Origin of the sequence: Psychrobacter sp. GW64-MNA-CIBAN-0177 (assembly GCF_040309585.1) — a bacterium.
Classification (GTDB): domain Bacteria; phylum Pseudomonadota; class Gammaproteobacteria; order Pseudomonadales; family Moraxellaceae; genus Psychrobacter; species Psychrobacter okhotskensis.
Window position 1 is genome coordinate 1 of record NZ_JBEOOY010000431.1, and the last position, 253, is coordinate 253.

Annotated in this window: 1 protein-coding gene; it reads right to left on the minus strand. The window is 40.3% G+C overall.

Going from position 1 to position 253, the window contains the following annotated elements:
* A partial coding sequence (locus AAEY79_RS15735; RefSeq protein WP_352289553.1) for a hypothetical protein occupies positions 1 to 253 on the minus strand: 253 nt, incomplete at both ends.

Genomic DNA, 253 nt, shown 5'->3' on the forward strand with positions numbered 1-253 from the left:
GTGCTTAATCGCACTTTCAATTTCAGATGCCTTAGACTCATCTGACTTAGACGGTTTGATACTGTCTTTAAAGTTCGCAGCCAGTAAATCCACTGGTGGAATTTTAGGGTCTACGCCCGTACTCAAAATATGCTCATCCACTAATTGACGAACTTTCTCGCCAATCTCATGCATGTCTAAACCTTCATCACGATAAAGCGTCTTAGTCGCATTATGGATTTTGCCTAATAACTTCATATCAGCAATAAAAGGG